The sequence below is a fragment of the Pseudomonas sp. AC211 genome, assembly GCF_979258055.1.
Map to the genome: position 1 here is coordinate 1,412,499 of NZ_OZ409830.1, position 18,029 is coordinate 1,430,527.

The window sequence follows — 18,029 nt, forward strand, 5'->3', positions numbered from 1 at the left end:
TTTACGCTCAATCAGGGAAAGCCGCCATGACCAGTCTGTTGCTCTATCAACGTATCGCCCAGCAATTGGCCGAAGATATCCGCCGAGGCGTGTATCAACCGGGCGAGCGCGTGCCGTCGGTACGCAAGATGAGTTCACAGCTGAACGTCAGCCACGCCACCGTGTTGCAGGCGTACGCCAACCTTGAGGACCAGGGCCTGATTCGTGCCCGGCCGCAGTCGGGCTTCTACGTACACCAAACCCCGGCGCTCACCGCCGCCACGCCCGACATCGCGCGAGTGGAACGCCCAGGGCTTGTTACCCGCAGCAGCATCATCAATCAGGTATTGACCGAAGCCCGTCGCGAAGGGGTTTTTCCCTTCGGCGCCGCGGTGCCTCATGTGGATTATTTGCCGGTGCGCGCGCTGCATCAGCAATTGGCCAAGGTCACCCGGTTTCACAGTCCACGCGCCTTCAGCTATATGTTCAGCCCAGGCTTCGAGCCGCTGCGCCGTCAGGTGGCGATCCGTATGCGCGATGCCGGCGTGGTCGTTGACCCCGCTGAAGTGGTTATCACCCATGGCTGCGTCGACGCCTTGCAAATGTCGTTGCGCGTGCTGACCAAGCCCGGCGACCTGATCGCCACCGAGTCGCCCACGTATTACGGCCTGCTGCAATTGGCCGATTTGCTCGGCCTGAAAGTGATCGAAATCCCCAGCGACCCCACCACCGGCATCAGCCTCGAAGCCCTGCAGTTGGCGGCGAGCCAATGGCCGATCAAAGCGCTGGTGCTCACCGCGCGGTTGAGCAACCCGTTGGGCGGCACCATTCCGGAAGACCGGCAAAAACAACTGCTGCGCCAAGCCCGCGAGTTCGATTTCCATATTGTTGAAGACGACATTTACGGCGAACTGCTGTTCGAGCAAGGCCCGACCAAAGCGCTGAAATCTCACGACCGCGAAGGGCGCGTGCTGTATTGCTCGAGCTTCTCCAAAACCTTGTCGCCGGGCGTGCGCGTGGGCTGGATTGTCGCCAGCAAATACCAGGACGACATTCAGCGCCTGCAAACCTTCACCACTCACTCAGCGTGCAGCGTCACGCAAATGGGCGTGGCGGCGTACCTGGAAAACGGCGGCTACGACCGCCACCTGCGCTACATCCGCCACGAGTACCGGAAAAACCTCAGCGCGTTCCAACTGGCCGTTCAGCAGTACTTCCCCGAAGGCACGCAAATCACGCGACCTAAAGGTGGCTTTATTCTGTGGGTCAGCCTGCCGCGTCGGGTCAATACCAAAGACCTGCACGTTCGGGCGTTGCAGCAGGGCATCAGCATCGCGCCGGGGCTGATCTTCAGCAACACCGAACAGTTCAACCACTGCGTGCGGTTGAACTGCGGCATTCCGTGGAACCGTGAGTCGGAGCGGGCGATCATGACGTTGGGAATGCTCGCCAATCAACTTTGCCAAGAGACACCTAACCTCATCTGACCCCGTTCTCTGTGGGAGAGGCTTTAGCCTCGATGCTTTTAAAACCAAAGCATCGAGGCTAAAGCCTCTCCTACAGTTGTTTTCCCCAGCCTCACATTTATTTTTTCGCCGTTAACCCCGCCCGCCAAACCCCTCCGTCTACCTGAGCGAATGGACCCCCAGGAGACGCCAGCATGGCTCACTATCTCGCTCTATCCCGTTTGCCCCTCATCTACGGTTTTGCCGGTGGCCTGGCTATCACGCTCAGTGCGTGCTCGGTCAAGGAAGCCGACTCGGTCGCCGCGCAGGCGCCTGTTGCCCCCGCGCCGATCACCTATTCCCGTGATGCGCTGGCCGAGCAAGCCGCGCCGGCCGAGGCGAAGAAGGCCGAGCCCAACGCCAATTACGCGGCGGTTGCCGGCATGGTCAAACCGAGCCAGCGCATGGCCGCGCCGCCGGCTGCCGATGCGCCATCGCCGTATTATCAAGACGCCAACCGCGAGCAGTACCAGAAGCTCGCTGACAACCCGATCCACGCCGTCGCCCAAGACCCGGTTTCCACCTTCAGTATTGACGTCGACACCGGCAGCTACGCCAATGTGCGACGTTTCCTCAATCGCGGCCAACTGCCGCCGGAAGAGGCGGTGCGTCTGGAGGAGTTGGTGAACTACTTCCCCTACAGTTATCCGCCGGCCAGCGGCGACACGCCATTTGGCGTTAGCACCGAACTGGCGGTTACGCCGTGGAATGCCAACAGCCGTCTGCTGAAAGTCGCAATAAAAGCCTCCGACCTGCAAAGCCAAGCCATGCCGCCAGCGAACCTGGTGTTTTTGGTCGATGTGTCCGGCTCTATGGACCGCCCCGATGGCCTGCCGCTGGTGCAAAGCACGCTGAAACTGTTGGTCGACCAACTGCGCGCCGAAGACAAAGTGTCGTTGGTGGTTTATGCCGGTGATTCAAGCGTGGTCCTGGCGCCGACGTCCGGCAGCGAAAAGGCCAAGATCCGCGCCGCCATCGACCAACTGCAGGCGGGCGGTTCGACGGCAGGGGAGTCGGGCATTCAGTTGGCGTATCAACAAGCGCAGCAAGGCTTCGTGGCGAACGGCATCAACCGCATCCTGCTGGCCACCGATGGCGACTTTAACGTCGGCATCAGCGACTTCGACAGCCTGAAAAAGCTCGCCGAAGACAAGCGCAAAACCGGCGTGTCGCTGACGACCCTCGGCTTTGGCACCGACAACTACAACGAGCAACTGATGGAACAGTTGGCCGATGCCGGCAACGGCAACTATGCGTACATCGATAACTTGCGCGAGGCGCGCAAGGTGCTGGTGCAGCAGCTCAGTTCCACGCTCATGACCGTGGCCAAGGACGTGAAAATTCAGGTGGAATTCAATCCCGCGCAGGTCAGCGAATACCGCCTGCTGGGTTACGAGAACCGCGCCCTCAAGCGTGAAGACTTCAGCAACGACAAGGTCGATGCTGGCGAAATCGGCGCGGGCCACACCGTAACGGCTTTGTACGAAATCGTGCCCGCTGGCAACAAAGGCTGGCTGGAACCGCTGCGTTATGAGCAGCCGGCAAGCAAACGCGCCGCTTCCAGCGAAATGGCTCTGGTACGCATCCGCTACAAAGCGCCCGAGCAAAGCACGAGCCGCTTGCTGGAAGTGCCGATTGCCGCTGACGCCAGCGCACCGGCCATCGCCCAGGCCAGTGCCGACCTGCGCTTCGCTGCGGCCGTCGCCGCCTTCGCCCAGCAATTGAAAGGCGGCCAATACACCCAGGGCTTCGACCTGGCCGCCAGCGCCGAGCTGGCCCGTGGCGCCAAGGGCGACGACCGCTTTGGCCTGCGCGCTGAATTCGTACAACTGGTGGAACTGGCGCAGAGCCTGCAAACTGCGACCACTCCTTCTCCTAAAACCCTGGCCAAGGTCGACTAGCGTGACAGCCGCTCCTTCACCTGACTCTTCTGTTTCTGCCACGGCCGTTGGCGACGCCGAGTTGTTGCGTCGCTATCGGCGGGGCGATAGCCAGGCGTTTGCCGAGCTGTACGCGCGGCATCGCCTGGGGCTGTTCCGATTTCTGTGTGGCTTATGCGGCGATTCTGCAATTGCCGAGGAAGTGTTCCAGGAAACCTGGATGAGCCTGATCCGCAGCGAGTCGCAGCAGCGCGAGGCGGTGCAGTTCAGCACGTGGCTGTACCAGATCGCCCGCAACCGGTTGATCGACTACTGGCGCAAGCATGGCAAGCGCCAGTATCTGCACGACGAATACGACGAGCAGGTGCACGCCGAGGCCGATCACCAGCCCAACCCGGAGCAGCAGCTCAGCCTGACCCGTGATCAACAGCGTCTGCAGGCGGCGCTGGATGATCTGCCGGCTGAGCAGCGTGAGGTGTTCCTGCTGCGCGCCCATGGCGACATGGACGTCAGCGAAATTGCGACCCTGACCCAAACCCCGGCGGAGACCGTGAAAAGTCGCCTGCGCTATGCCCTGAGCAAGCTACGACGGTTGCTGACGGACCCGGCCACCGCCGACGAGGTATCCCTATGACACACGAACCGCGTGACAGCGCCGAGCTGGAGCAGGCGATGCTCGAGCATTACCGCCGCCACAGCCATCAAGCGCCGCCGCCTGATATGGACGCGCGCATTCTCGCCGCGGCTCAGGCTCAAGCCGCCCACTTCCAGCGTGTGCCGGCCAAGCAGCCTGTGCTGAGTCGCTTGCAAGGCTGGTTATTCGGCGGCAGCCAGCGTGCCCGCTGGTCGATGGCGTTTGCCAGCATTGCCACCCTGGGCATTGGCGTGGGCTTGGCGACGCGCACCATGGAGCGGGCGCCAGAGCAGCAATACGACGCCGCACCGATCACCTTGTCGGTGCCGGCACCTGCGCCGGCGATGGCGCCGAAAGCCGAAGCCGTCGACCCTGATGCCTTCTATGCCGCCGAGCCGCAAGCCGAGAAGAAGGCCACGGTGCAGGAGCGTGCCGCTGCTCGCCCGGAAATGCGCAAGCAAGCGCCGGCAGTCATCAGCGGCCAGTTGAACGAGCAGCTCAGCGACACGCAAGAGGCGCCAGTGTCGCCCGCCGCGCCGTTTGTCGACGCGGCGCCAAAGCCATCAGCCCCGGTATTGGCGCGCAAAACCGCAGGCGATGACGCGCAGGTGCAACGTAGCCTGGAGCAGATTCTGCAGTTGCAACGCGACGGCCAGAGCGCGCTAGCCGAGCAGCAATTGCAGGCGCTGCAACAGCGTTATCCGCAGCGGGATGTGCGCACGCAGTTGCAACAATTGCAGCAGTCGCGTGGTCAGCACTAGGAGGGCAGTGGTTACATCCTGCCCAGAGTGCACGCTTGCCAGGGAGGGCTGAGCGCGCGAGCATGTTGGCCTCTGCCGAGTTCGACCCGTAACCATGATGGCTATTCGATTCCTTGGGCTGTCGTTTGCCGTGCTGCTGTTAGCCGCTTGCGACAAAGACCCGACCCCGCCAAAAGCGCCACCTGCGCCGCAAGTGCCGGCCGTGGAACAGCGTGAGCCCGCCGCTGAAGCGCCCAAGCCCGCGCCCAAGGTGGCCGATACACCGCGCATCAAACCGCTGGAACCGCTGATTGAAAGCAAGCTGGAACCGCTGCCGGAGAAAACGGTAAGCGCGCCTGCAACCGACAAGCAGCTCGCCGAGCCGAGCCCGCCGAAAACCGTGACGGTGCGGGCACCGCAACCGCCGGACAAAATTCAGCGCCTGCACGTTTCCAAGCCGCAAACCGCCGCCCAGCAAAAGGCCAGCGCCGCCGTGAAAAAAAGCGCCGGTGCCCAAAGCCAAGCTCGACCTGCGTTTGCCCAAAGAGCTGGTCAAAGACCTTGAGCCGAAAGTTGCCGTGACGCCGGGCGCCAGTGCGGCGCCGAGCAAACCCGCTGACCCGGCGCTGCTGCCGCAGATGTTTGCTGACAAGCCGAGCGATGTGAGTCCGTTTGAGGTGGGCGGCAGGGTGATCACCAACGAGCGCAGCCGCGATCAAGACGAAGGGTATTTCGACGGCGCCGAGTTGCAGTTCAAGTTCCGCCATTGACAGATTCCGCGAAGAAAAAAAGGCGCCCATGGGGCGCCTTTTTTTTGCAGAGCTGATTACGACTAGGTCGCCGCTTTTTCCCGCCGTTTGAGCTGACGCTTCTTCCAGCTGCTACGCACCCACCAGCGCCAGTAGAGCATCGTCAGCGAATACCCCAACACACCGGCAATCAGCCCGGTGAGCAGCGAGCCCAGCAGAAAGGGCGCCAAAACTGGATGCCAGAGCATCTGAATCAACTCCCACGACGGATCGTCGAAAAAGTGACTGATGCGCGGCCAGACGGTGCCGGTAATTTCCCCAGCCGGTATCTGCATCACCCACGCGCCCAGCTTGTAGGTGCAATAAAACAGCGGAGGCATGGTGATCGGGTTGGTGAGCCACACCAGGCCCACCGAGATCGGCAGGTTCCCGCGCAGGGGAATGGCCAGGGAAGCTGCCAACAGCATTTGCAGAGGAAGGGGGATGAATGCAGCGAACAAGCCGACGGCCATGGCGCGTGCCACTGAGTGACGATTGAGGTGCCAAAGGTTGGGGTCATGCATCAGCGAGCCGAGAAAGCGCAGCGACTTGTGCTCCCGAATCATTTCGGGATTAGGCATGTAGCGCTTAAACAGGCGGCGCGGCATAGGGCATCTCGGCAGGCGGAAAAAGGCGGATTATGCCCAGATTGTGCGGGCTATATGCGTTGACTTTGTGACAACAAATAAGCGCGCTGCGTTTGCTTTAAACGACGCAAGGGCGGCGCACACGGAGCACTAAAAAATGCGTACAGGGATGTTCGCGCTGGCGCTGGGTTTGTTGGCCCTGCGCTGGCTGCCGGCGTTGCCGCCGGTTTGGTTGATCACAGTATTGCCGGTATTCGGCGGCGTGCTTTTATTCACTCGCGCGCGCCCGCTTGGGCTGGCGTTGTTGGGCTTCAGTTGGGCCTGCCTGTCGGCGCAATGGGCCGTTGATGACCGGCTGGCGCCTGAGCTCGACGGCCAGACCCGCTGGCTGCAAGGCCGCGTGGTCGGCCTGCCGGCGCAAGGCAACGGCGCGGTGCGCTTTCAGCTTGAAGCAGTCAGCGCCCGGCGCGCGCATTTGCCCTCGCGCATGCGCTTGACCTGGCACGGCGGGCCGCCCATCCAGGCCGGCGAAACCTGGCGGTTAGCGGTCACGCTCAAGCGGCCGCGCGGGTTGATCAATCCACAAGGCTTCGACTACGAGGCCTGGCTGCTGGCCCAACGCATCGGTGCCCAAGGCTCGGTTAAACACGGCGAACGCCTGGCGGCTGCCAGCGGCCCTTTGGGCTGGCGCGATGCGGTGCGCCAGCGGCTGATGAAGGTCGACGCCTTTGGCCGCCAAGGCGGCCTGGCCGCGCTGGTGCTGGGCGACGATTCCGGCCTGTCGAGCGCCGACTGGCGCGCCTTGCAAGACACCGGCACCGTGCATCTTCTGGTTATCTCCGGCCAACACATCGGTCTATTCGCCGCGCTGCTCTACGGGCTGGTCGCGGGCTTGGCGCGTTTGGGCCTGTGGCCGCAGCGCCTGCCCTGGTTGCCCTGTGCGTTTGCTGCTGCGGGGCTTGGCGCGTTGGGCTACGGGCTAATGGCGGGGTTTCAGGTGCCGGTGCAGCGCGCGTGCGTGATGGTGGCGCTGGTGCTGATCTGGCGCCTGCGCTTTCGTCACCTCGGGGCGTGGCTGCCGCTGCTGATGGCATTGAATCTGGTGTTGCTGGCCGAGCCGCTGGTCAGTTTGCAGGCCGGTTTCTGGTTGTCGTTCGCGGCGGTGGCGGTGCTCATCTGGTTATTCGGCGGCCGTCTTGGCGCCTGGCCGTGGTGGCGCACGTGGACACGCGCGCAATGGACGATGAGCATCGGGTTGCTGCCGCCAATGCTGGCGCTGGGGCTGCCCATTAGCGTCACTGGGCCTTTGGCCAATTTGCTCGCGGTGCCGTGGGTGAGCTTGGCGGTCGTTCCGCTGGCCTTGGTCGGCACGCTGTTGTTGCCAGTGCCAGTGCCATGGCTGGGCGAGGCGGTGCTGCAATTGGCCGGCGGTTTGTTGGAACTGCTGTTTCGGTTTCTGAGCGCGGTGGCCGCCTGGCATCCGGCCTGGCTGGCGCCGCAGGTTACGCCCGGCGTGTGGTTGCTGGGCGCGCTTGGCGCGTTGTTGGCCTTGGCGCCCGCCGGCGTGCCGGTGCGGGCGCTGGGACTGGTGATGCTGGCGCCGCTTTTCTGGCCGCCGACGACCTCCGTTCCCAGCGGCCAGGCCGAGGTGCTGCAATTGGATATTGGTCAGGGCCTGGCGGTGGTCGTGCGCACGCGCAACCACGCCATGCTCTATGACGCCGGCCCGCGTCACGGCGATTTTGATAGCGGCGAACGGCTGGTGGTGCCCTCGTTGCGCAGCCTCGGGGTCGGGCGGTTGGACACGCTGCTGATCAGCCATGCCGACAACGATCACGCCGGTGGCGCGCTGGCAGTGCAACGCGGTTTATCCGTTGCCCATGTGCTCAGCGGCGAACCGGACGAATTGCCCGCTTCGCTCGCCGCCCAGCCCTGCATCAACGGCGCGCACTGGGAATGGGACGGTGTGTACTTCCAAACCTGGCGTTGGCCCCAGGCGAAAACCGGCAATCAGGCCTCGTGCGTTTTGTGGGTGATGGCCAACGGCGAGCGCTTGCTGCTCACCGGCGATATCGACGTCGCCGCCGAAGCCGCGTGGCTGGCGGCGCATCCCGGCCTTGGCGCCGATTGGTTGCAGTCGCCCCATCACGGCAGTCGCAGCTCGTCTTCGTTGGCTTTTTTGCGCGCCGTGGCGCCGCATTCGGTGCTGGTGTCGCGCGGCGCGCACAACGCATTCGGTCATCCGCACCCGCAGGTAATGGGCCGTTATCAAGCGTTGGGTTTGCAGGTGTTCGACAGCGTGGAGCAGGGCGCGCTGCGTATTCAACTGGGCGCTTTCGAACCGGCCAGCGGCCTGCGCAAAGAAGCGCGATTCTGGCGGGAAAAATGAGAACCGCGACGGTCGGCGCGCCCCCGGCCCTATGCTAGAGTGGCGCCACTTTTGTAGGGGCTATCCGATAAGGCCCGTAAAACCCGGCTATACCAGGCCGTTTTAAACCCAGGAGAGTTGACACCGTGTGGGAGCTAGTCAAAGCAGGTGGCTGGATGATGCTACCGATCATTCTGTGTTCCATCGCTACCGTGGCCATCGTTGCCGAACGCCTGTGGACCCTGCGCGTTAACCGCGTGGCGCCGCCTCATCTGCTGGGGCAGGTGTGGCGCATGATCAAAGACAAACAGCTGAACAAAGACAAGCTCAAGGAACTGCGCAACAGCTCGCCGCTGGGACAAATCCTCGCTGCCGGTCTGACCAATTCCAAACATGGTCGCGAGATCATGAAAGAGTGCATCGAAGAATCCGCCAGCCGTGTCATCCATGAGATGGAACGCTACCTCAATGCCCTGGGCACCATTGCCGCCATGGCACCGCTGCTCGGCTTGCTTGGCACGGTGTTCGGCATGATCGAAATTTTCAGCGGCTTTATGGACAACGGCCAAGCCAACGCCGGGCAACTGGCTGGCGGTATCGGCAAAGCCTTGGTGACCACGGCAGCGGGCCTGATCGTGGCCATTCCAGCGGTGTTCTTCCACCGTTACCTGCTGCGCCGCGTCGACGAAATCGTCGTCACCATGGAACAGGAAGCCATCAAGTTGGTGGAAGTGACCCAGGGTGATCGCGAAGTCGATTTCGTTGAGGACAGCAAGCCGTGAAATTCCGCCGCAGAGCCAACAGTGTCGCCCGTGACGAGGTGTTCCTGAACCTGACGTCGCTGATCGATGTGATCTTCGTGCTGCTGCTGTTCTTTGTCGTCACCACCACCTTCAGCCGTCCGACCCAGCTGAAAATCGAGCTGCCGGAAGCGGCCAGCGGTACGCCGCCGGAAGCCACCGAATTGAAGCAACTGGAGGTGGCGATTGCCGCCGACGGCACCTACTCGTTGAACGATCAGGTGCTGAGCAAAAGCGATCTGCCCACGCTGATGGCCGCGCTGCAACGTGAGTCGGCCGGCGACAACAGCCTGCCACTGACCATCAATGCCGACGGCAAAGCCACCCACCAAGCGGTGGTGACGGCGATGGACGCAGCCGGCAAGCTGGGCTTCAGTCAACTGCGCATTACCACCATTGAGGCGCCAAAGGCGCCTTGATGGTCCGCCGCTGATGGCTGCCTCAGACAAACTCCTAAATGCCTGGTACCAGGGCCATCCCGCGCTGCGTCTATTGTGGCCGTTGGAGTGGTTGTACCGGGCGGTGGTCATGCGCAAGCGCGAGCGCTTTCTGGCCGGCGAGGGCGACAGTTACCGCGCGCCCGTGCCGGTGGTGGTGGTCGGCAATATCACCGTTGGCGGCACCGGCAAAACGCCGATGATCCTCAGCCTGATCGCCCATTGCCAGCAGAGTGGCCTCAAGGTCGGCGTCGTCAGTCGTGGCTACGGCGCCAAACCCCCGCAGTTCCCCTGGCGCGTTCGCGCCGAGCAGTCGGCCGACCAGGCCGGCGACGAGCCGCTGTTGATTGTGCAACGCACCGGCGTGCCGCTGATGATCGACCCCAACCGCGCCAACGCCGTGCGCGCCTTGCTTGCCGACGAACCGCTAGACCTGATTCTCAGCGATGACGGCATGCAGCATTACCGCCTCGCGCGCGATATCGAATTGGTCTTGATCGACGCGGCGCGCGGCCTCGGCAACCGACGCTGCCTGCCGGCCGGGCCGCTGCGCGAGCCGGTGGAGCGTTTGCAGAGCGTCGACGCGGTGTTGTTCAACGGTGCCACTGCCGACACTGAAGACGGCTTTGGCTTCACCTTGCAGCCCACGGCGTTGGTCAATCTGCGCAGCGGCGAGCGGGTGGGCCTTGAGCATTTTCCGCCCGGTCAGGCGCTGCACGCGGTGGCGGGCATCGGCAACCCGCAGCGTTTCTTCAACACGTTGCAGGCGTTACACTGGCGCCCGATTTCCCATGCTTTCGCCGACCATGCCGAGTACACCGCCGAGCAGCTGACCTTCAGCCCCGCGCTGCCACTGGTAATGACCGAGAAGGACGCCGTGAAATGCCGCGCCTTCGCCGCTGACAGTTGGTGGTACCTGGCGGTCGACGCCGTGCCGTCGCCGGCATTTCTGGCCTGGTTCGACCATCGTCTTGCGGGTCTGCTGCCGGCGCGCTAAGCCTGCGCAGACCGCCCCTCCATTCACCCGTTAAAGGAATTCGCAATGGACCCCAAACTACTCGACATCCTCGCGTGCCCCCTGTGCAAAGGCCCACTGAAGCTGGCTGACGATAAATCCGAGCTGGTGTGCAAGGCCGACGCATTGGCCTTCCCCGTGCGCGAAGGCATTCCGGTGATGCTGGAAACCGAAGCCCGCAGCCTGAACGTCGACGAGCGCCTGGATAAGTAAATGAGCACAGCCTTCACCGTTGTCATTCCCGCCCGCTACGCCTCCACCCGCCTGCCCGGCAAACCGCTGCAAGACATCTGCGGCAAGCCGATGATTCAGCACGTCTGGGAACAAGCCTGCAAAAGCAGCGCCCAGCGCGTGGTCGTAGCCACCGACGATGCGCGCATTGTCGAGGCCTGCCAGGGCTTTGGCGCTGAAGTGGTGCTGACCCGCGTGGACCACAACTCCGGCACCGACCGCCTCGCCGAAGTGGCCAGCGCGCTGGGGCTGGCTGGTGATGCGATTGTGGTCAACGTGCAAGGCGACGAACCGCTGATTCCGCCTGCCGTTATCGATCAGGTGGCCGCCAACCTGGCAGCCCATCCGGAAGCGGCGATGTCGACCCTGGCCGAGCCGATTGAAGAAGTTGCCGCGTTGTTCAACCCCAACGTGGTCAAGGTCGTCACTGACCAGAACGGCCTGGCCCTGACCTTCAGCCGCGCGCCGCTGCCGTGGGCGCGTGATGCTTTTGCCGCCAGCCGCGAGCAGTTGCCGGCAGGCGTGCCGTACCGTCGCCATATAGGCATCTACGCCTACCGCGCGCAGTTTCTGCACAACTTCGTGAGCTGGGGGCCGTGCTGGCTGGAAGACACCGAATGCCTGGAGCAACTGCGCGCGCTGTTTCACGGTGAGCGCATTCATGTCGCCGATGCCCTGGAAGCGCCGCAAGCGGGCGTCGACACTCAGGAAGACCTGGAGCGCGTTCGGCGCCTGCTGGGGGCCTGATGCGCGTGTTGTTCGTGTGCCTGGGCAACATTTGCCGGTCGCCTTCGGCCGAAGGCGTATTCCGCCAGCAACTGCTTAACGCCGGGCTTGATGGCCAGGTGCATGTCGACTCTGCCGGCACCGGCCCCTGGCACGTCGGCAAACCCGCCGACAGTCGCGCCAGCGCCGCCGCCTTGCAGCGCGGCTATGACCTTTCCGCCCTGCGTGGGCGGCAAGTGAGCCAGGTGGACTTCGAGCAGTTCGACTTGATTCTGGCCATGGATCACAGCAATTTCGCCGACCTCAAAGCCCTGCAGCCGGCCAACAGCCGCGCCGAGCTCGACCTGTATTTGCGTCGCTACCAGCTCGATGCCGACGAAGTGCCCGACCCGTACTACGGCGGCGCCGACGGCTTCGAACAGGTGCTCGACATGCTCGAACAAGCCGGCGCGCAATTGCTTAACGAAGTGCGAGGGCGGCTATGAACGTGGTCGAGCAGGTGTCGCTTAAACCCTTCAACACCTTTGGCGTCGACGTCCGCGCGGCGCAGTTTGCCGAGGCCCATAACGATGACGACGTTCGCGCCGCGCTGAAACTGGCTGAAGAGCGTCAACTGCCGCTGCTGGTGATCGGCGGCGGCAGCAATTTGCTGCTCACCGGCGATGTGCAGGCCTTGGTACTGCGCATGGCCAGTCGCGGCATTCGCATTGTAGAAAACGCCGAGCAGGTGGTGATAGAAGCCGAGGCGGGCGAGCCGTGGCACCCGTTTGTGCAAACCACCTTGAGCCAAGGCCTGAGCGGCCTGGAAAACCTCAGCCTGATTCCCGGCACGGTTGGCGCCGCGCCGATGCAGAACATTGGCGCCTATGGCGTCGAGATCAAAGACGTGTTCCACAGCCTGACCGCGCTCGACCGCCAGACCGGCGCGCTGCGCGACTTCAGTCTGGCCGACTGCAACTTCGCCTACCGCGACAGCGTGTTCAAACAGCAGCCCGGTCGTTGGCTAATCCTACGCGTGCGCTTTGCTTTGAACCGTCAGCAGCACCTGCATCTGGAATACGGACCGGTGCGCCAGCGCCTGGCGGAGCAGGGCATCGACACGCCCACCGCCACCGACGTCAGCCGCGCCATCTGCGCCATCCGCGCCGAAAAACTGCCCGACCCGGCCGTGCTCGGCAACGCGGGCAGCTTCTTCAAAAATCCGTTGGTGAGTGCTGAGTTGGCCGCCAAGGTCCGTGAAGAACATGCCGATGTGGTGGCTTATCCGCAGGCCGATGGCCACGTGAAATTAGCGGCCGGCTGGCTGATCGAACGGGCCGGCTGGAAAGGCTTTCGCGACGGCGATGCGGGCGTGCACAAGCTTCAGGCGCTGGTGCTGGTGAACTACGGCACCGCGACCGGCGAGCAGCTGCTGGCATTGGCCAAGCGCATTCAGGCGGATGTGCTGGAGCGGTTTGGGGTGGAGTTGGAGATCGAGCCGAACGTGCTGTAGGCCGTTACACAGACCTGTAGGAGCTAGCTTGCTAGCGAACCCTGCAGCCCCGGGTCACTGATGTTTGCAGGGTTCGCGACCAAGGTCGCTCCTACAATTAATCGGCGATAGGCCATAAAAAACCGCGCACAAGGCGCGGTTTTTTGCTTACAGCGGCAGGCTTAATTCACCTGCGCACCCTTGGCAATCCACGCCCCAATCAACTCCCGCTCTTGCGGTGTCATCTGGGTCAGGTTGCCCAGCGGCATAGCTTGGGTCGCCACAGCCTGCGCCTGGATACGCGGTGCCATTTGCTGAATCTGCTGAGGCGTGTCGAACATCACCCCGGCTGGCGCCGCGCTGAACATGCTGTTGGTGGGCTTCTGCGAGTGGCACACCGTGCAGCGCACTTGAATCACTTCATGCACCTTGTCGAACCCAGGAGCGCCGGCTGGCGCGCTGGCCTGGGCTACCGGTTGCTCGGCTGGAGCTGGCTGCTTGGCCGCTTCTTCGGCTGCTTCCTTGGCCGTCTTGCCGCCAATGGCGCTGGCGGGCAGCGGTTGGTATTCGACGGCTTTAGCGGCTTGCTCGTTGCCCGCGCCATTCATGGTCGACAGGCTCGGGCCGGTAACGAACGCCAGGCAGATCATGCCCAGCGCGCCGGCCGGCAAGGCCCAGCTGAAGCTGTTGCTGTGGTGACGGGTGTTGAAGTAGTGGCGCACGATCACCGCCAATACCGCGATGCCCGCCAGGATCAGCCAGTTGTATTGGCTGCCGTAGGTGCTCGGGAAGTGGTTGCTGATCATGATGAACAGCACCGGCAGGGTGAAGTAGTTGTTGTGGCGCGAACGCAGCAGGCCTTTGGCCGGCAGGGCCGGGTCGGGCGTGCGGTTTTCTTCGATGGCTTTCACCAGCGCGCGCTGGGCGGGCATGATGGTGTTGAACACGTTACCGACCATGATGGTGCCGATGATGGCGCCGACATGGATGTACGCACCGCGCCCGCTGAACACCTGGCTCAGGCCATAGGCGGCGGCAACCAACAGAACAAACAACACCAGGCCGAGCAGGGCCGGTTGTTTACCCAGCGCCGAGTCGCACAGGAAGTTGTAGATAAACCAGCCGCTGACCAGCGAACCCACGCCGATGGCGATGGCGGCCGCTGGGCTGAGGTCGCTACCGGGCGCAATCAGGTACAGCGAAGGGTTGAGGTAGTAGACGATCATCAGCAGGGCAACGCCCGACATCCAGGTCCAGTAGGCTTCCCATTTGAACCAGTGCAGGTTGTCCGGCATTTTCGGCGGCGCGAGTTTGTATTTTTCCAGGTGGTAGATACCGCCACCGTGGATGGCCCACAAATCACCGGCCAGGCCATCACGTGGATTGGCGCGGTTGAGGTTGTTTTCCAGCCAGACGAAATAGAACGACGCACCGATCCAGGCGATGCCGACAATCATGTGAACCCAGCGCACCGCCAGGTTCGCCCATTCAATCAAATGTGCTTCCACAGTGTTTACCTCTTCCCGGAACCGGCTGGCCGGTTGCCGAGCTTCTCTTATTGGTGGGGGTTGAGGAGAACCTGTTCATCCTCGGTAAAAAAATGCTCATCGCAGTTGTTGCCAGAACCGCTGCGATCAACCACCAGGAAGTCATCCCGCTTTTCGATCGTCAGCACCGGGTGGTGCCAAACGCCGCGATGGTAATTAATGCCCTGCTTGCCATTACTGACAAAAGCACGGACCAAACCTGATACAGGTGCATCGCCAAGTGGCGCGACCACGATCAGAAAAGGATTGCCGAGCAGCGGAATAAACGCCTGACTGCCCTGCGGATGGCGCTCCAACATGCGGATGGTGAGCGGGTATTCCAGCTTTTCAGCGCTGAAAATACTGATGATCGCCTTGTCATCCGGCTGCGCCGTCTCAACCGTCGCCAGCTTGTGATAGCGGCGGGTAGAGCCGTTGTTGATCATGAAATGGTCGCTGCCCTCGGTTTCGATGACGTCCCCGAACGGGGCGAAGGCTTCTTTGGTTAGCGGTTCGATGATCAGTTTGCGCATGTTGGTTTCTACATTATTCGTGAGTGAGGCTTTAAAGCTCCCCTCTCCCGCTGGCGGGAGAGGGGCTGGGGGTGAGGGCTGGGTCAAACGCGAATCTTGACCCGCAAAAGCCCCCTCACCCTAACCCTCTCCCTGAGGGAGAGGGCATTGACCGTGTGTTATTTCGCAACCTTGCCAAACAACCGCAGACGGCTAACACCACCGTCCGGGAACACGTTCAGGCGTACGTGGGTGATCGGGCCCAGGGCTTTGATCTGCTCGGCGAATTCGTGCTCGGCGTGCATCTGCAGTTTCTGGCTTGGCAGCAGTTCGCGCCAGAACAGACTTTGGGTTTCGATCTGGCTGTCGGTGCCGCCTTTAACGAAGGCGCCTTGAATCGAGCAGCTGTCCGGGTAGTTGCCTTTGAAGTGCAGGGTGTCGACCACGATGCGTTCGATTTCGCCCGGGTGGCCCAGCGCGACGATGACCCAGTCGTTGCCCGGCGTGCGGCGGCGTGCGGTTTCCCAACCATCGCCCATGTTGATGCCACGGCCCGGGTTGAGGATGTTGCTCATGCGCCCGAAGTGCTCGTCGGAGCAGGCCAGGGCACGGCCGCCGTTCAAGGCGCTGGCCAGGTCGACCTGTTCGTTGTCGCCGACATTCGACCAATCACGGAACGGCACGCCGTACACGCGCAGACGCGCCACGCCGCCGTCCGGGTAGATGTTGAAGCGCAGGTGCGTGAACGCCTGGCTGTTGGCGATTTCGTGGTAGTGGTGGCTGTCGCCTTTCAACTCCACGGCGCCCAGTACTTCAGTCCACTCGGTGCTGTCGCTCGGGTCGCCTTCGGCTACAAAGCAGCCTTCCAGGGACGCCGACGGCGGGAAGTTACCGGTGAAGAAACTGGTGTCGATGTCCACACCCTTGATGGAGCCCGGCACGCCGAGTTTGATCACCGCGCTGTCGTAGCCTTCGAAGCGCTTGCGGCGCGATTCCCAGCCGTCCATCCACTTGCCGTTGTCATCGAACACGCCCTCCTTCCACACGGCCGGAGTCGGCTGGAACAGGCGGTTGACGTCGGCGAACCAGTCATCGGTAACCGAGATGGCCTTGGTGCCCAGGCGGGCGTCGGCGAGGTTGACGTATTTCTCGAAGGGTACGGCGTAAGCTTTCATTGTTTGTCTGCCTTAGATGGGGCGGGGAGAGGTGGCGGCGTCAGGAACTGCAGGCCTTATAGGGCCTGCAAACGGAACAGCGCGATCTTGTTGATTTCGGCCAGCGCCCGCTCGAACTCTGCTTCCTTGGAGTTGTGAATGCGCTCCTCGAACGCTGCGAGAATCTGGTGCCGATTGCTGCCCTTGACCGCCATGATGAAGGGAAACGCGAACTTCGCTTTGTAGGCGTCGTTCAGCTCGGTGAAGCGTTGAAACTCTTCAGCCGTGCATTCGTGGATGCCCGCACCTGATTGCTCCGAGGTGCTGGCTTCTGTCAGTTCGCCGCGCACGGCGGCTTTGCCGGCGAGGTCCGGGTGAGGCGTTGATCAGTGCCAACTGGGCGGCGTGATCGGCGCTGAGCAGGATGTCGGCCATGCGGCTGTGCAGGCCCTCGATGTCGTCGAGGCTGCTGTCGGCGCCCAGGTCATAGGCTTTCTCGGCCACCCACGGCGAATGCTCGTAGATGTCGGCAAAGGCTGCCACGAATGCTTCGCGGCTCAGTGTGGAAGGCGTCAGGGTCTGGAAGCGGCTCATTTCGCGCTCTCTTGGCTGAAGGGGTGGGTGGCGTGCCAATGGCGGGCGATGTCGACGCGGCGGGCGAACCACACCTGTTCGAAGCCCTGCACGTATTCGATAAAGCGCTGCAATGAGGCCAGGCGGGCAGGGCGGCCAATCAGGCGGCAATGCAGGCCGATGGACAGCATTTTCGGCGCCTCGGCACCTTCGGCGTAAAGCACGTCGAAGGCGTCTTTGAGGTAGTTGAAGAAGTCGTCGCCGCTGTTGAAACCCTGCACCTGGGTGAAGCGCATGTCATTGGTGTCGAGGGTGTACGGGATCACCAGGTGGGCTTTGCCAGTCGGGTTGTTTTGTTCCCAGTAGGGCAGGTCGTCGTCGTAGGTGTCGGAGTCGTATAGGAAGCCGCCTTCCTCCATCACCAGGCGCCGCGTGTTCGGGCCGGTGCGGCCGGTGTACCAGCCCAGCGGGCGTTCACCGGTAATTTCAGTAAGGATGCGAATGGCCTCCAGCATGTGCTCGCGTTCTTGCGCTTCGTCCATGTACTGGTAGTCGATCCAGCGGTAGCCGTGGCTGCAAATCTCATGACCGGCGGCGGCCATGACGCGAATCAAATCCGGGTGGCGTTGCGCGGCCATGGCCACGGCAAACACGGTGAGCGGAATACCGGTTTTCTCAAACAGCTTGAGAATGCGCCATACCCCGGCGCGGCTGCCGTATTCGTACAGCGACTCCATGCTCATGTTGCGCTCGCCTTGCAGCGGCTGAGCGGCGACCATTTCCGACAGAAACGCCTCGGACTCTTTATCGCCGTGCAACACGTTGCGCTCGCCGCCTTCCTCGTAATTGAGCACAAAGGAAATGGCGATGCGGGCGTTGCCCGGCCAGTGCGGATGGGGGATGTCGTTGCCGTAACCGATCAGGTCGCGAGGGTAGTCAGCGCTCACTGCAGGTGTTCCTTCTTATGAATGGTGCGGTCGCAGAGAACGCTGGGTAAGCGTGGGCAACCGTGATGGGCTGATTGTATACAAAGTGATAGGTGTTTTGTAAATGGAAAATTTCGCTGTTTTTTCCGTTTACGTGATCGCTTTCAGCGTAGCTCA

19 protein-coding genes and 1 pseudogene are annotated in these 18,029 nt (G+C 62.6%); 14 read left to right on the forward strand and 6 right to left on the reverse strand.

The genetic code is table 11. The features are described from left to right. Positions 1–26 precede the first annotated feature (26 nt). The 6 genes from ACZZZP_RS06905 (at position 27) to ACZZZP_RS06930 (ending at position 5,508) form a co-directional block, all read left to right on the forward strand. Entirely contained in the window at positions 27–1,466 is a 1,440-nt protein-coding gene (locus ACZZZP_RS06905; protein ID WP_463536395.1) for an aminotransferase-like domain-containing protein, read from the forward strand. A 173-nt stretch (positions 1,467–1,639) separates the two neighbouring features. Next, positions 1,640–3,385 carry a vWA domain-containing protein gene (locus tag ACZZZP_RS06910; RefSeq protein ID WP_463382236.1) on the forward strand — a complete coding sequence of 582 codons (1,746 nt, stop codon included), beginning with the start codon at positions 1,640–1,642 and terminating at the stop codon, positions 3,383–3,385. A 1-nt stretch (position 3,386) separates the two neighbouring features. Next, the gene (locus tag ACZZZP_RS06915) at positions 3,387–3,998 is read left to right on the forward strand and encodes an RNA polymerase sigma factor (RefSeq protein ID WP_122496862.1); all 612 of its coding nucleotides are present in this window, start codon (positions 3,387–3,389) and stop codon (positions 3,996–3,998) included. Further along, complete coding sequence (locus ACZZZP_RS06920) at positions 3,995–4,759, forward strand: hypothetical protein (RefSeq protein ID WP_463382237.1); 765 nt, start codon at positions 3,995–3,997, stop codon at positions 4,757–4,759. The genes ACZZZP_RS06915 and ACZZZP_RS06920 overlap by 4 nt, the downstream gene beginning before the upstream one ends. Positions 4,760–4,853: 94 nt before the next feature. Next, on the forward strand, positions 4,854–5,303 hold the full coding sequence (locus ACZZZP_RS06925; protein WP_463536396.1) for a hypothetical protein: 450 nt from the start codon (positions 4,854–4,856) through the stop codon (positions 5,301–5,303). Further along, the gene (locus ACZZZP_RS06930) at positions 5,248–5,508 is read left to right on the forward strand and encodes a hypothetical protein (RefSeq protein ID WP_463536397.1); all 261 of its coding nucleotides are present in this window, start codon (positions 5,248–5,250) and stop codon (positions 5,506–5,508) included. The genes ACZZZP_RS06925 and ACZZZP_RS06930 overlap by 56 nt, the downstream gene beginning before the upstream one ends. 62 nt (positions 5,509–5,570) lie before the next feature. Here the strand turns inward: ACZZZP_RS06930 and ACZZZP_RS06935 are convergent, their stop codons facing one another. Further along, positions 5,571–6,134, reverse strand: a complete 564-nt coding sequence (locus ACZZZP_RS06935) for a DUF2062 domain-containing protein (protein WP_463382239.1) — start codon at positions 6,132–6,134, stop codon at positions 5,571–5,573. Positions 6,135–6,270: 136 nt separating this feature from the next. Here ACZZZP_RS06935 and ACZZZP_RS06940 point away from each other — a divergent pair, with 136 nt between their 5' ends. From ACZZZP_RS06940 to murB, 8 genes are all read left to right on the forward strand, one after another. Beyond that, entirely contained in the window at positions 6,271–8,502 is a 2,232-nt protein-coding gene (locus tag ACZZZP_RS06940; RefSeq protein ID WP_463382240.1) for a DNA internalization-related competence protein ComEC/Rec2, read from the forward strand. A gap of 125 nt (positions 8,503–8,627) precedes the next feature. Next, entirely contained in the window at positions 8,628–9,263 is a 636-nt protein-coding gene (locus tag ACZZZP_RS06945; RefSeq protein WP_463382241.1) for a MotA/TolQ/ExbB proton channel family protein, read from the forward strand. Then, complete coding sequence (locus ACZZZP_RS06950) at positions 9,260–9,700, forward strand: ExbD/TolR family protein (protein WP_463382242.1); 441 nt, start codon at positions 9,260–9,262, stop codon at positions 9,698–9,700. The genes ACZZZP_RS06945 and ACZZZP_RS06950 overlap by 4 nt, the downstream gene beginning before the upstream one ends. A gap of 13 nt (positions 9,701–9,713) precedes the next feature. Next, positions 9,714–10,715: a tetraacyldisaccharide 4'-kinase gene (gene lpxK / locus ACZZZP_RS06955; RefSeq protein WP_463536398.1), complete on the forward strand. Its 1,002-nt coding sequence runs from the start codon at positions 9,714–9,716 to the stop codon at positions 10,713–10,715. Between the two features lie 45 nt (positions 10,716–10,760). Then, entirely contained in the window at positions 10,761–10,946 is a 186-nt protein-coding gene (locus ACZZZP_RS06960) for a Trm112 family protein (RefSeq protein WP_108097092.1), read from the forward strand. Continuing rightward, a complete protein-coding gene (kdsB, locus tag ACZZZP_RS06965; protein ID WP_463382243.1) occupies positions 10,947–11,711 on the forward strand; it encodes a 3-deoxy-manno-octulosonate cytidylyltransferase in 765 nt (254 codons plus the stop codon). Next, positions 11,711–12,175 carry a low molecular weight protein-tyrosine-phosphatase gene (locus ACZZZP_RS06970; RefSeq protein WP_122496879.1) on the forward strand — a complete coding sequence of 155 codons (465 nt, stop codon included), beginning with the start codon at positions 11,711–11,713 and terminating at the stop codon, positions 12,173–12,175. Before kdsB ends, ACZZZP_RS06970 begins: the two co-directional genes overlap by 1 nt. Beyond that, a complete protein-coding gene (gene murB, locus ACZZZP_RS06975) occupies positions 12,172–13,182 on the forward strand; it encodes a UDP-N-acetylmuramate dehydrogenase (RefSeq protein WP_463382244.1) in 1,011 nt (336 codons plus the stop codon). Before ACZZZP_RS06970 ends, murB begins: the two co-directional genes overlap by 4 nt. 161 nt (positions 13,183–13,343) lie before the next feature. Here the strand turns inward: murB and ACZZZP_RS06980 are convergent, their stop codons facing one another. The 5 genes and pseudogenes from ACZZZP_RS06980 to puuE all read right to left on the reverse strand — a co-directional run bounded on the left by ACZZZP_RS06980 (position 13,344) and on the right by puuE (position 17,873). Further along, the gene (locus tag ACZZZP_RS06980; RefSeq protein WP_463382245.1) at positions 13,344–14,669 is read right to left on the reverse strand and encodes a urate hydroxylase PuuD; all 1,326 of its coding nucleotides are present in this window, start codon (positions 14,667–14,669) and stop codon (positions 13,344–13,346) included. 47 nt (positions 14,670–14,716) lie between these two features. Continuing rightward, entirely contained in the window at positions 14,717–15,220 is a 504-nt protein-coding gene (locus ACZZZP_RS06985; protein ID WP_122496885.1) for an ureidoglycolate lyase, read from the reverse strand. Between the two features lie 158 nt (positions 15,221–15,378). After that, the gene (gene alc, locus ACZZZP_RS06990; protein ID WP_122451421.1) at positions 15,379–16,374 is read right to left on the reverse strand and encodes an allantoicase; all 996 of its coding nucleotides are present in this window, start codon (positions 16,372–16,374) and stop codon (positions 15,379–15,381) included. 56 nt (positions 16,375–16,430) lie between these two features. After that, positions 16,431–16,947 (reverse strand): annotated as a pseudogene (gene uraD, locus ACZZZP_RS06995) (2-oxo-4-hydroxy-4-carboxy-5-ureidoimidazoline decarboxylase). Next, entirely contained in the window at positions 16,944–17,873 is a 930-nt protein-coding gene (gene puuE / locus ACZZZP_RS07000; protein ID WP_463382247.1) for an allantoinase PuuE, read from the reverse strand. The pseudogene uraD and the gene puuE overlap by 4 nt, the downstream one beginning before the upstream one ends. Between the last annotated feature and the right edge of the window lie 156 nt (positions 17,874–18,029).